Origin of the sequence: Bombella pollinis (assembly GCF_026385485.1) — a bacterium.
GTDB lineage: Bacteria > Pseudomonadota > Alphaproteobacteria > Acetobacterales > Acetobacteraceae > Bombella > Bombella pollinis.
In genome coordinates this window covers 312,546-324,499 of the sequence record NZ_JANIDX010000001.1, presented here as the reverse complement: position 1 = coordinate 324,499, position 11,954 = coordinate 312,546, and the positions used below count along the sequence as shown (strand labels likewise).

The following is an 11,954-nucleotide window of genomic DNA, read 5'->3' as shown; positions in this document are numbered from 1 at the left end:
TATCATGGTTGTCACGTTCGGAAAGGGAGTATGAAGATGGCAGATGCGAGACATGTATTAGTCACAGGGGGGACGTCCGGCATTGGGCTTGCCATCGCACAGGCCTTTGCGAAGGAGGGAGACCATCTCATCCTGATAGGCAGCAGCCCGGAGCGTGACTACACAAAGGCCGTACAAGCTGTTGAGGCCGCAGGTAAAGCCGCTGGGCATGATGTGCGCGTCTGCGCTCATGGGGTGAATATTACGGACTTCCCAGCGGTAAAAGCCCTATTGGCAGAGATTGCCGCAAAGGTAGGGACGTTGGATGTCGTGGTTCATTCCGCCGGGGTGTTTTTTGAGACACCCATTACGGATGAAACACCTGAAGCCTTTGATAAAATGATGAGCATTAATGTCAGCGGCATGTGGCATGTTGTGCAGGCCTCCCTCCCTTATATTCGGCGTAAGAAAGGCCATGTTCATGGGGGGAAGATTGTGGCGATTTCCTCTATTTGTGGCTTTTACAGCTTTGCCGGTTATGCCGCTTATGCTGCCAGTAAGGCCGCGGCTACCGCCCTTGTGCGTAGCCTTGCTTTAGAGCTTGGGCCGCTAGGTATTAACATTAATGCCGTTGAGCCGGGCCGGGTTAAGACCTCCATGCATGATGCGTTGATAAACGACCCCACAAAGGCAGAGGCGTTGCAGGCTGTGGCAGAGGCCAACCCCAGCAAGCGGACTTTCTCCACCCCTGAGGATATTGCGGCGGTTGTGCTGTTCCTTGCTGGCCCCGGGGCTGTGGCGATGCATGGCTCGGCCATTGTGGTGGATGAGGGGACATCTCTCGGCCTCGTCTAAGGCGGTTGGTCTGCCCCCATAATGAGGCTGGAGGCCTCTCACGCTGCCAAGAATGCTTGAAAGCGGGGGAGGCCTCTCCCATATCTGCTCCATCTTTTTGCGGTAGAGCAGGCGGCCGCCGAAGATGAAGCCTGTTTGGAGTCTGCCATTTTGGAGGAGTGCAACGCATCATGAGTGATGGCAAAAATGCAGCGGAGATGAAGCAGCATAGCTTTAGTGCTGAGGTCGGGCAGCTGCTTGATTTGGTTGTTCATTCTTTATATTCCGACCGGGAAATCTTCCTGCGTGAGCTTGTGGCGAATGCGGCTGATGCGATGGATAAACGCCGCTTTGAGGCTTTAACGAGCCCTGCATTATCCCTGCCAGAGGCCCCGTCTATCCATATCAAGGCGGATAAAAAGGCCAAAACCATCACGCTCTCTGATGACGGATTGGGGATGAGCCCGGAGGAGTTGACCCAAAATCTGGGGACGATTGCCCGCTCTGGTACCAAAGCGTTTGGAGAGAAGCTGAGCAACGCCAAGCCGGAGGACCGCCCTAATCTGATTGGTCAGTTTGGCGTGGGGTTCTATTCGGCCTTTATGGTGGCTGATAAGGTGGATGTGATTTCTCGCCGGGCGGGGGAGGATGTGGCTGCCCGCTGGGTGTCGGAAGGTAAAGGCTCTTACAGCCTTGGCCCTGCTGAGCGCGCGCATGCGGGGACAGATATTACCCTCCATATTAAAGATGATGCGGAGGAGTTTTTAGACTCGTGGCGTTTGCGCAGCATTATCCGTAAATGGGCTGACCATATCGCATGGCCAGTCGTGCTGCATGAGCCTGACGAGGATGGTAAGGAGAAGGAAGAAACCATTAATGAGGGCAAGGCCCTCTGGTTGCGTCCAAAATCCGAGATTACATCTGAGGATTATACCGAGTTCTATCGCCATACAGCCCGCGCTTTTGATGAGCCTTATGCGACCCTGCATTGGAAGGCCGAAGGCACGGTGGAGTTTGCTTCTCTGTTGTTCCTCCCCGGTGCGCGCCCGTTCGATTTTATGGAGCAGAGCAGCCGGGAGAGCCGGATTCACCTGCATGTAAGGCGTATGTTCATCACGGATGAGGCCAATTTGGTGCCGAACTGGCTGCGCTTTGTCCAAGGTGTGGTTGATACGGATGACCTCCCCTTGAATGTCTCGCGTGAGATGCTGCAATCCACCCCTGTATTGGCACGTATCCGCAAAGCGGTGACCAAACGTGTTATCAGCGAGGTTAAAAAACGCGCGCAGGAAGGTGGTGAGGCCTTTACTGGCTTTTGGAATAATTTTGGCCTCGTGATTAAGGAAGGGCTATGGGAGGATTCCGAACATCGGCAGGAGATTGCGGAGTTTGCTCGCTTCCATTCCACTCATGATGATGAACTGACAACGCTGGATGATTATATCAGCCGGATGAAGCCAGAGCAGGAGACCATCTATTATCTCGTTGGGGATAATCTGAATGCTCTCAAGGCCTCTGCCCAGCTAGAAGGCTTCCGTGCCCGTGGGTTGGAGGTGCTGTTGCTCTCTGATGCTGTGGATAGCTTCTGGCCAGACCGCCTCCATTCTTACAAAGACAAGACCTTCCGCTCTGTCGCGCAGGCTCATGGTGAGTTGGAGAAGTTCGCTTTAGAGGCGGAGGAGCAAGGGGATGCAGCTAATGTTGAAAAACTAACCCCCGCTCTGAAGGATGCTCTTGGTGAGGCTGTGAAGGAGGTACGCAGCACTGTACGCCTGACAGGGAGTGCGGTGGTGTTGGCTAGCGAAGGCGGGCCAGATTTAGCCATGCAACGCCTTATGCGTCGCTCTGGGCAGGAAATGCCCGCTCTGCCCCCGGTCTTGGAGATTAACCCCCGTCATCCTCTCATTCGCGCTCTGGCAGAGCGTGCGGAGAAGGGCGAGAGCGTTGCAGAGCATGCCCGTATTCTGCTGGACCTCGCTCGTGTGCAGGAAGGTGAGGCCCTCCCCGACCCCAGTGGCTTCGCCCGTACACTCGCAGGCCTGCTCGCTGGGACTGTGACGGCCTAACGATTAAGGCCGTATGATACGGAGAAAGGCACGTCTTTTAGGGCGTGCCTTTTCTTTATGGTTCATCCAAAAGGGCAGGCAGAACCTCTTTGAGGCTGCGGGAAGCGTTCTGGCTGTTATGGCGGAGTTGTGTGAGGATGGCCGCATCCTCGGCCAAGGAGAGCTTCTCAGCTAAGAGTAAGAGCAGGGCGAGGGATGTTCTTAGGCGGGCGAGATAGCCCGCAATATCAAGCATGACCCCTAATAGATGCGTTGCCTGTTCCCCTGTGGGGAAATAGGTCACCACCGTATCAAGCAGACCCGATAATGTATCGGACTCGTTGCGTGGTTTCTCCCCATGTTGGCGGAGGCGATGGCTGATTTGCCGTTCTTGCTCCTTATTTTGCTCCAAAATGGTGGTGATCCAATGTTGCAAGGTCGGTGGGGCAGCGGGGCGGCTTAGTAATTCGAGCAAGCATTCCCGTACAATAGATGTCAGGCTGAGATGCTCATGGAGGCGTTCTATATAAAGAGCAGCAATGGGGGAGGATTTAGCAAAAGAGCGCGGCACTGTGACCTCTATTGGGGGCGGTTAGCGTAATGGCGGGCGAGAACAGTACAGATAAATAATTGTATTTGATGAAAAATCATCAAAGGCAGGACAACAATACCTGCCCCGCTAGGGAAAATAACATTCGCCATCGGCACCCCTGAGGCGAGCGATTTTTTAGACCCGCAAAATTGCAGGGCGATATTATCCTCAATGGATTGCTTCATACCGTGGCCTAAGAGGAAGGTGAGGGCAAGGGTAAGGGCGAGGAGGAGTGTATCGACCAGCCCAACCCCCAATAAGGTGAGGAGCGGGACGCGATGCCACAAGCCTTGCAGCACGGCAACACTAAACGCCGCATAGACCATCACGATGATGGAGCCTCTATCTGAAAAAGAGAGAAGAATCTTATGGTGGCGTACGATGGGACCAACCCATGGTTGTAGAATCTGCCCTGCAATAAAGGGCAGAAGAAGCTCTTGGGCGACATTAAGGACAGTCTGCACGCCAGAGCCGCCATGGCTGCGATGGAGGAGGAGGCTCGTTAATAACGGTGTGAAAAGAATCCCCAAGATATTGGAGACAGTCGCAGCACAAATAGCGGCAGGGACATTACCGCGCGCAATAGAGGTAAGGGCAATGGAGGATTGTACAGTCGAAGGTAAGCAGCATAAAAAGAGGACCCCTATCCAGAGGTCAGGGCCTAAAAATCCCGTGGGGGAGAGTAGATGGCAGAGCGCATAAAGCCCCACACCAAGGAGGGGGAACAGCGCAAAGCTCACGAGGAGCGTGCTGCCTTGTAACCTCCAATTACGGATACTCTCAACTAAAGCAGAGCGTTGCAGCTTTGCTCCCTGGAAGAAGAACATCAAAATAACAAGCAGTGATGTTAAGCGGGAGAGCCAAGGTTGCCATGTGGGAGGGCAGGGGAGAAAGGAGGCTAACAGGACAGCGGCGATGAGGCTCATTAAAAAAGGGTCGGGACGTCTCATAAGGCTGGCTCCTGCAAAGCAACGAGGCGAATTGCGGTGAGAAAGACGGTAGAGCAGATTAGCCGCGCTGCCAATGTGTAGAGCAAAAAGGGGAGACCATCTGTCTAAAGATTCATCCACAGGGATGCGTAAACAACTTGCAAGAAGGGGCCTTAAAAGGGCATTTTCCCTTCGAGCTTAAAGATGGGTCATGCCCTAATAAAGCGAGGGAGAGGTCAAAGAATGACCGTTAATCGACGTATGGTTTTAGGATCATTTCTGGCAGCAGGGGCTTTTATGGGCGGTAAAGTGCGCGCAGCAGAGGGGGGCGGGTCTAACGCTGCACCGGATCAGCCTAATAACGCCCATGCGGAGCCGGGTAATGCAACGGCACCTGTCCCTCAGCATGTGCATGAGACGGTGGCGGACCAACAATATCGGCCTAAGATCCATTTCTCCCCTCCAAAGGGTTTTATGAATGACCCTAATGGGCTGATTTTTGATGGGCGATATTACCATCTCTATTATCAGCATAACCCCTTTGGGCCTTATGCTGGGCATGTGCATTGGGGTCATGCTGTGAGTACGGACCTCTATACATGGCAGGACCTCCCGATTGCGATTCATGAGACAGAAGCCGGGGAGGCTTATAGCGGGTGTGCGATTTTAGATAGGGATAATCGCTCTGGCCTTTTTCCTGCACGAACGCAGGATAAACCACAGCCCGGCTCTGTCGAGACAGCCGCACAAAAAGCCGCGCGTCTTCTGGAGGGCAAGGGAGAGCAAGACCAACGAGAGATTGATCGCCTCGCTGTAGGGCCTCTGCAGGGGCATCAAAAGTCTGAGTATTTAGCCGCCCTAAGGGATGATCCTGTGGCAGGGAAGGATGTTCCTGTCCCTATGGCACCGGCTTTGCCGCCTATGGCTGGTGGATTAGTGGCAATTTACACGCGGGCAACGCCACAAAGACAGACGCAATATCTCGCATGGAGCCCTGATGGCGGGCAGACCTTGAAGGATTATGAAGGCAATCCCGTGCTGGATATTGGGCATAATTCCTTCCGTGACCCGAAAGTGTTTTGGCACGGTCCGACTGAAAAATGGGTTATGGTCGTGGTCCGCTCCCGCGAGCATAAGGTCTCCTTTTATGGTTCCTTTGACCTAAAACATTGGATGCATTTGAGCGACTTTGGTCCTTCCGGCATTACCGGAGTGGACTATGAATGTCCGGCCCTGGCGGAGGTCGAGGTTGAGGGTGAAGCCCCCGGTGAGAAACGCTGGGTGTTGTTTGTGTCTATCAACCCCGGTGGGCCACAAGGGGGGAGCATAACACAATATTTTGTCGGGCAGTTTGATGGCGAGCGTTTCATCCCAGATGATACGATTGTGGACCTTACGGATTTCGGCAAAGATAGTTACGCGCTTCAGACCTATGAGAACATGCCGGGGAAGCAAACTGTCTATATCGCTTGGCTAGATAATTGGCAGTATTGCGAGGAACTGCCCAATAAAAGCTGGCGCGGTATTATGACCCTGCCGCGGAAAGTGGTGTTACGGCGGGATACGGCTGGGTGGCTGCGTATCGCCCAAAACCCGTATAAGTTGGAAGCCTTGCGTAAGGCGGCGATCCCTTTCCCGCTCTCACGGCTAGAGGCGCAGAGCAGTCGGCAAGTGGCCATCCCTGCTGGGGAGGCGATAGAGTTGGTTTTAGATGCAGCGTTGGAGGAACGTCATAACAGCAATCTGCCCGATGGTGAGCAAGGGCGCGCAGGGCGTTTTGTTGTGGTGTTCTCTAACCGGCAAGGGGAGAGTTTAAGCATCGGGTTTGATGGTTTCTCCTGCCAATTATGGCTTGATAGAAGTAATCTACATGGCTTTAGCCATCCCTTCTTTACCGGGACGTTCTCCTCTGCACTCGTGCCCGGTAGTCGGCGGTTTAAGCTGCGGATTGTGTTGGATGCTAGCACGCTAGAAGTCTTTGCGAATGAGGGCATGTCCGTTGGCACAGCCCTCATCTATCCCGCTAACCCACTTGAGACACTCAGTGTGCAGGTCACTAACGCCGCAGCGGTGATTCACAAGCTAGAGCTTTACCCATTACGCCAAACGGTCAGCCGATTGGAGCAAAATTAAAGACTTAAATAACAGCGAGCGGTATCTTGCGGTGTGGTGGGGGGAAAGCGGCATCAAGAGCCTGTAAATCTGCGTGGGTGAGGATAATCTCCTGCGCAGCGAGGTTAAGGGCTTGGTGATGTGGTGTGCCTGCTTTGGGGATGGCGATCATATTTTGGCGGCGTAACACCCATGCAAGGGCAATTTGCGCGGGGGTAGCGGGGCCGTGTGTGGTCTCATGTCGTTGGGCAATCTCATGGAGGAGCGGGTGTTTTAACAAGGCTCCCCCCTGCCCGATAGGGCTATAAGCCATTGAGACGATATGCGCTGTCTCATTATGGGGGAGGAGGTCATATTCCGTCCCTCGATAGTCGAGACTATAGAGAATCTGATTAACTGCGGGGCGGAACTTATGAGCAAGGAGGGGCTTCATATCCTCCGTATCGAAGTTTGAGACACCCCACCCCCCAATGAGACCGCGTTTTTTAAGGGTCTCGAAAGCGCGATGTGTTTCCTCAAAAGGGATGGCACTGGGCCAATGGAGGAGATAGAGGTCCAAATAATCGGTATTCAGATGGCGTAGGGAGCGTTCGCACGCTTCTTGCGTACCTTTGTAAGAGGCGTGGCTGGGGAGAACTTTGCTGATGAGGAAGGCCTTATCACGCCGCCCATTTATAGCCTCGCCAATAACAGCTTCCGCACGGCCTTGGCCGTACATTTCTGCGGTATCAATAATGTTTAGGCCTGCCTCTAACCCCATTTGCAAGCTGCGAATCTCATCTGCTCGGTGGGCAGGGTTGTCGCCCATGCGCCATGTGCCCATCCCTAGAGCAGGGAGGGAGGTGCCATTAAGGGTAATAGTGGGGGCTGAAGGCGTTGTCATAAGGGGCGTCTCCTAAAGCGTGGAGAGGCGAATCCTCATAGACACGCTTTGATGGAGATAGGTAAGCGCAGCATGAGGACAGGGGAAAGAGAAAGCCCAGCATGTCTGTTATGCCCATCCTGCGGCACATAAAGCACTAGAACAAGATTTTTAAGGGGAATTAAATGGTGCCCAAGGGCGGGATCGAACCACCGACACTGCGATTTTCAGTCGCATGCTCTACCAACTGAGCTACTTGGGCACCGGGCCGAGCAGGAATCCCGCTCGGCTATGGGAAGGGGTTTACCCTATGGATGAGGGGGGATCAACCCTCTTTGGTGAAGAAAGTGTGATGAGCATGAGGCCAAGCCGCAGGGCTTATTGAGGGGAAGGCTCTTGGGCGAGGCGTATGGCTGCGACTTCTGCCTCGGTGAGGTCGGCAGGGTCATTATCTTGGCGGAAGGAAGGGGTACGATACGCGCCTTTAAACCAGCGTCCTAAATCGACATCAGCACAACGCTGGGAGCAAAAGGGGCGGAAGCGGGTTTGGGTTGGTTTATGGCAGATAGGGCAGCTCATGAAAGGCTCCAGCATGATGATGGAGGGAGAGGACGGCTATGGAGTGTAAGGCGTTGGCCAGTAGCATGGAAGAGGTCATCCAAAGCGATGGGGTCGGCTTTTAGCGCATGGATAATGGCTGGTGGGGCAAAAAGCTGCTCGCCTTTAAGACCCTCTGTCAGGATGCGTTGGAGGATGGCAAGGCCTTGCCCGTGCGGGGAGTGGTGGAGCTCATGCAATGGGGCACGGCGGCGGGGGCGGGTGATCTCTAGTAAGCCGCTGGGGGTTATGCCGGTAATGCGCGGGGAGAGTGGGTCATGCTCCTGCGTGGCCGCTTTGCGGAGGAAAGGCACTAAGGCGGGGCGTTTGGCACTGCGTACACCGGCGGGGTCGATGAGAATCGGGCCAGAGAGGTTACGCAGTTTAATCTCCCGGAGTAGGGCGGGGAAGCAGGCTAGATTCGCTGCAAAATCGGGCTGTTGTTGGGCGTCTAAATCGATCGCTGTGAGGGCAGGGGTGGGGGTGATATGTGCGATGAGGGGGCCAAGAAGGGCCGTGGGAGCGTATAAAGCGGCCCAATCGGCCTCTAACACATCATCAAAACTACGGCGAACACGCTCTAAACGCGGGTGCAGAGTGGCAGGCAGGCGTGCGGCCAAGGCGGCATTATCGACTAAAATAGGGCAGTCCGCCGGGGTATGTTGGAGAATATCCTCTAAAGGGGTGGGACCATGTTTGAGAAGGCGCGGTGTTGGACCCGGTGTTATATGAGCGGGCAAAGGGATGGCTTTAAGGCGGAGGCCTTTCCCATTTTGGGCGGCGCGCGTAATCTGCCCGCAAAGGAGGCTCCCTTCTGGGGGAAGTTTACGTCCCTTTATAAAGCCTGTTTGCGTGGTAGCAGGCCCAGCCTCCCCGGCGAGCTCGACAAAGGCACCGTCAAGGGCAGGTGCATGGGCGGTAATGCGGACAAGATGCACATCCCCCCAGCCATCTGGCGCGCCGGGCCGCCAAAGAGCGGCATCCTGGAGAATGTCGTCTTTAAGGAAGGCGATTCGGATTTCCCCGGGGGAGCTTGCTAGGCGGAGTTCCATAACGGGATTAATCCACCCATTTTTGCCCCGCAGGGAGGGGCTGGCCACGCAGGAGTTGCACCATCTCAAATAAAGGAAGGCCAATGACGCCAGAGGGGCTACCGCCAACTTGTCGAATAAAAGCCGCCGCTTGCCCTTGGAGGGCATATCCCCCCGCTTTGCCTTGCCAATCACCCCCGTGAATGAGGGCTTCGATCTGTTGAGGGGTGAGGCGGTTGAAGGTCACAGAGCTCTCGACCACGCGTTCGCAATAATGGCCTTCTGGCCATTCTGGCGTGGGCTGGCAGACGATGGCGGTAAAGACTTTATGACGGCGGCCAGAAAGGAGAGTGAGGCAGCGGCGGGCTGTCTCTTCATCCTCGGCTTTGGGGAGGATGCGCCGCCCAGCGGCCACAACCGTATCAGCCCCAATGATAAGGGCTGGTTTTCCATATTGATGGGCGTGATGAGCGGCTTTTGCGCGGGCAAGCCTGAGCGCATAGGGGCGGGGGAGCTCGCCCTTATGGGGGGTCTCATCCAGATTGGCTGGGCAGATAGCATCTGGCTCTACCCCGATTTGGCGGAGGAGAGCGATACGGCGCGGGGAGGCGGAGGCCAGCACAAGGGCAGGCCGAGATGACGCAGCCATGAAAACGCTTATTTAAAGCGGAAGGTGATGCGGCCTTTGCTGAGGTCGTACGGGGTCATCTCAACATTAACGCGGTCCCCGGCCAAAACACGGATGCGATTCTTGCGCATTTTACCGCTCGTATGGGCGAGGATGGTATGCTCGTTATCCAGCGTGACGCGGAACATGGCATTGGGTAGGAGCTCTGTCACTGTACCGGTAAACTCGATCAAATCTTCTTTAGGCATGAATATCCCTTGCAGGAAGGAGGTCAACAAAATGCAGGCTTTTTTAAAAGCCCAGCAATGGCGGCGCATTATGTGCGAGCAAGGGGGGAGGACGTCAAGGTTTTTTGCTATTGAGGCGGGGATTCGCTGTTAGCTGATGGTGGCTGATGGTGAAGGAGGGAGCCTTTCCTTAGCTTGCCAGCAATACCACGCTAAAGTAGAGCGATGAGGGCTAAAGGCTAGCGTGGCTGCTTTTAATGCCTTTGGGGTGAGGCGTTTAGGCTGCCTTTGTAATCGCCGCCAGCCTTCTTGCACGCCTAAATCCCCTGCTGGCAGAATATCAGGCCGGCGGAGATGGAACATCAACATCATTTCCGCTGTCCAGCGGCCCACACCGCGCAGGGTGGTTAATTGGGTGATGAGTGTTTCATCATCCATTTTATGAGCCTCGGTAAGGCTTGGGACAATCCCGTCTAACCGTCCTTGGGCAATCGCGCGGAGGCTCGCAATTTTAGCACCAGAGAGGCCACATTGGCGGAGGGTTGCGTCATCTAAAGTAAGCAAAATCTCTGGTGTGGGTGGTGGGCCGTTTTTATCACGCTGCGGACCGAGGGTGCAGAGGCGGCCAAAGATGGTGCGTGCTGCGGTATTATGAAGCTGCTGGCCCGTTACGGCTTTGATGAGCGAGGCGTAAGGGTCCTGCGTTTGTGGGTCGGGGCGTGTTTGTTCAGCAAGGCGGCAGGGGCCAATCTGTGCGATGAAGGCAGCAAGGGCACGATCTTGCTCAAAACAGGCGGGCAGAGTGGGAGGAGACATAGACTGCTTTTACTAAAGGTTACAGAAAAGTAGGGCTAGAGGGTGTTTCCGGTGATGACAATATGGGTTGTTCTGAGGCACAAGGGAAAGGTTATGATGATAGCCGCTTTCTGTCCCTCTTGCTGCCAACGGGTTTTAGCCCTGTGACGATGCCGGATGCCTCTTTGCAGACGCGCCGGGAGCGGCTGAGTGATTATGCTGCTTCTGCTATGGGATTGCGGACAGAGGCGCGCACGCCTATGCGGCGCACGCAAGTGCTGGTGGACCCCCCTCTTATTGGCCCGTTGCTTTTGGCGGCTAGTGTTCATGGGCTTATCTTTTGGCTAGTCACCATGACGGATGCTGGCAAGCATGGGACGATGAACGGAGCGGAGCAGCCGCAGGTGGAAATGGTGTTTGATGCCCCACCTGTTAAACATAGTATGCAAGGCCCGCCAACGCATGAGGTTGGTGGGGCGGCCAGTGCGCCCCCGCCCAGTAGTCAGGAAGAAGCCACCCCCGCACCGATGGAGCCTGTGCCACATGCGCCCTCCTCTCCATCGTTGACGACATCGCCTACGGGGGAGCTGACGAATGCAGAATCGGCACAGCATCCGCTCTCCAAAGCGGCTCCGCGTTTGCCACGTCATAATCGGGCCACGCCAAGCCATCATCCTGTGACCCGGCAGAGTGACGCCAACCCCTTTGCCCGGCCTATGAATCTCTCTTTTGATGGCGAGCCAACACCGCAGCCTCGTAGGCGGGGCCGCCGTGGGGGCACGGGGGGACCGGTTGATTTCTCTCTTGGCCCGCTCAGCATGAATGGCGAGATCAACGCCCCCTATAAGACGCGCAGCAGCGTTAAAGGGGTTAGCTCTGATTATGGGAGTGAGGTGGATCGTTGGATTCGCAACCATATGTTCTACCCTGATGAAGCTGCGCAGAATGGGGAGGAAGGGCCATCTTCTGTCCATGTTGTGATTGATCGAAGTGGGAAGGTTATTCGTGTGCGTTTGACGGATTCGTCTAATTCTTATTCGCTTGATGCGGCAACGGCTGGGATGTTCCAAGGGGCGCAGTTACCGCCTGTCCCACCTGATATGCAGGGCGATCATTTCGACCTAGATGTGACGATTAATTACATCCTCATCCGCCATTAGAATCTCCCTCTTTCGCCTGTAGTCAGGGGGGAAAAAGGGCGTTAAGTTGCAGCCGCATCTCTCATTGGGGGACGTGGGGTTTGTCCAAAAATTGTAGGGAAAGTGGGTTATCCATGCGCTTTTGTCGTGCGCTGTTTATGTCTGGGTTATGTGTGCCTCTCCT

Annotated in this window: 12 protein-coding genes and 1 tRNA gene; 4 read left to right on the top strand and 9 right to left on the bottom strand. The window is 55.1% G+C overall.

What is annotated here, in order from left to right; translation table 11 throughout:
- Positions 1-36 precede the first annotated feature (36 nt).
- Together NQF89_RS01505 and htpG are read left to right on the top strand one after the other, a co-directional pair.
- Positions 37-834 carry an SDR family NAD(P)-dependent oxidoreductase gene (locus NQF89_RS01505; protein ID WP_180794207.1) on the top strand — a complete coding sequence of 266 codons (798 nt, stop codon included), beginning with the start codon at positions 37-39 and terminating at the stop codon, positions 832-834.
- A 170-nt stretch (positions 835-1,004) separates the two neighbouring features.
- Positions 1,005-2,879 carry a molecular chaperone HtpG gene (gene htpG, locus NQF89_RS01500; RefSeq protein ID WP_266137337.1) on the top strand — a complete coding sequence of 625 codons (1,875 nt, stop codon included), beginning with the start codon at positions 1,005-1,007 and terminating at the stop codon, positions 2,877-2,879.
- Between the two features lie 55 nt (positions 2,880-2,934).
- Here the strand turns inward: htpG and NQF89_RS01495 are convergent, their stop codons facing one another.
- Positions 2,935-3,429 (bottom strand): DUF892 family protein, encoded by a 495-nt coding sequence (locus NQF89_RS01495; RefSeq protein ID WP_266137336.1) that lies wholly within the window; start codon positions 3,427-3,429, stop codon positions 2,935-2,937.
- An 8-nt stretch (positions 3,430-3,437) separates the two neighbouring features.
- Positions 3,438-4,400, bottom strand: a complete 963-nt coding sequence (locus tag NQF89_RS01490; RefSeq protein WP_266137335.1) for a bile acid:sodium symporter family protein — start codon at positions 4,398-4,400, stop codon at positions 3,438-3,440.
- Between the two features lie 222 nt (positions 4,401-4,622).
- On the opposite strand from NQF89_RS01490, the gene NQF89_RS01485 reads away from it, so the two are divergent.
- On the top strand, positions 4,623-6,512 hold the full coding sequence (locus NQF89_RS01485) for a glycoside hydrolase family 32 protein (protein ID WP_196424794.1): 1,890 nt from the start codon (positions 4,623-4,625) through the stop codon (positions 6,510-6,512).
- Between the two features lie 4 nt (positions 6,513-6,516).
- Here the strand turns inward: NQF89_RS01485 and NQF89_RS01480 are convergent, their stop codons facing one another.
- From NQF89_RS01480 to NQF89_RS01450, 7 genes are all read right to left on the bottom strand, one after another.
- A complete protein-coding gene (locus tag NQF89_RS01480; RefSeq protein ID WP_266137334.1) occupies positions 6,517-7,374 on the bottom strand; it encodes an aldo/keto reductase in 858 nt (285 codons plus the stop codon).
- A 165-nt stretch (positions 7,375-7,539) separates the two neighbouring features.
- Positions 7,540-7,615: transfer RNA gene (locus tag NQF89_RS01475), tRNA-Phe, on the bottom strand.
- Positions 7,616-7,731: 116 nt separating this feature from the next.
- Positions 7,732-7,932, bottom strand: coding sequence for a DNA gyrase inhibitor YacG (locus NQF89_RS01470; protein WP_155572535.1), 201 nt, complete (start codon positions 7,930-7,932; stop codon positions 7,732-7,734).
- Positions 7,929-9,050 (bottom strand): ribonuclease E/G, encoded by a 1,122-nt coding sequence (locus NQF89_RS01465; RefSeq protein ID WP_266137333.1) that lies wholly within the window; start codon positions 9,048-9,050, stop codon positions 7,929-7,931. The genes NQF89_RS01470 and NQF89_RS01465 overlap by 4 nt, the downstream gene beginning before the upstream one ends.
- Positions 9,010-9,630: a Maf family nucleotide pyrophosphatase gene (locus NQF89_RS01460; RefSeq protein ID WP_155579757.1), complete on the bottom strand. Its 621-nt coding sequence runs from the start codon at positions 9,628-9,630 to the stop codon at positions 9,010-9,012. The genes NQF89_RS01465 and NQF89_RS01460 overlap by 41 nt, the downstream gene beginning before the upstream one ends.
- An 8-nt stretch (positions 9,631-9,638) precedes the next feature.
- A complete protein-coding gene (infA, locus tag NQF89_RS01455; RefSeq protein ID WP_043559458.1) occupies positions 9,639-9,857 on the bottom strand; it encodes a translation initiation factor IF-1 in 219 nt (72 codons plus the stop codon).
- Positions 9,858-9,986: 129 nt separating this feature from the next.
- On the bottom strand, positions 9,987-10,652 hold the full coding sequence (locus NQF89_RS01450) for a DNA-3-methyladenine glycosylase family protein (RefSeq protein ID WP_266137332.1): 666 nt from the start codon (positions 10,650-10,652) through the stop codon (positions 9,987-9,989).
- A 62-nt stretch (positions 10,653-10,714) separates the two neighbouring features.
- Between NQF89_RS01450 and NQF89_RS01445 the strand changes: the two genes are divergently transcribed.
- Positions 10,715-11,791 carry an energy transducer TonB gene (locus NQF89_RS01445; protein ID WP_230873354.1) on the top strand — a complete coding sequence of 359 codons (1,077 nt, stop codon included), beginning with the start codon at positions 10,715-10,717 and terminating at the stop codon, positions 11,789-11,791.
- Positions 11,792-11,954: the final 163 nt, after the last annotated feature.

Coding starts and splice junctions, on each gene's coding strand:
- NQF89_RS01450 (WP_266137332.1), bottom strand. CDS start 10,652: ATGTCTCCTCCCACTCTGCCCGCCTGTTTTGAGCAAGATCGTGCCCTT.
- NQF89_RS01480 (WP_266137334.1), bottom strand. CDS start 7,374: ATGACAACGCCTTCAGCCCCCACTATTACCCTTAATGGCACCTCCCTC.
- NQF89_RS01490 (WP_266137335.1), bottom strand. CDS start 4,400: ATGAGACGTCCCGACCCTTTTTTAATGAGCCTCATCGCCGCTGTCCTG.
- NQF89_RS01445 (WP_230873354.1), top strand. CDS start 10,715: ATGGGTTGTTCTGAGGCACAAGGGAAAGGTTATGATGATAGCCGCTTT.
- NQF89_RS01470 (WP_155572535.1), bottom strand. CDS start 7,932: ATGAGCTGCCCTATCTGCCATAAACCAACCCAAACCCGCTTCCGCCCC.
- infA (WP_043559458.1), bottom strand. CDS start 9,857: ATGCCTAAAGAAGATTTGATCGAGTTTACCGGTACAGTGACAGAGCTC.
- htpG (WP_266137337.1), top strand. CDS start 1,005: ATGAGTGATGGCAAAAATGCAGCGGAGATGAAGCAGCATAGCTTTAGT.
- NQF89_RS01460 (WP_155579757.1), bottom strand. CDS start 9,630: ATGGCTGCGTCATCTCGGCCTGCCCTTGTGCTGGCCTCCGCCTCCCCG.
- NQF89_RS01505 (WP_180794207.1), top strand. CDS start 37: ATGGCAGATGCGAGACATGTATTAGTCACAGGGGGGACGTCCGGCATT.
- NQF89_RS01485 (WP_196424794.1), top strand. CDS start 4,623: ATGACCGTTAATCGACGTATGGTTTTAGGATCATTTCTGGCAGCAGGG.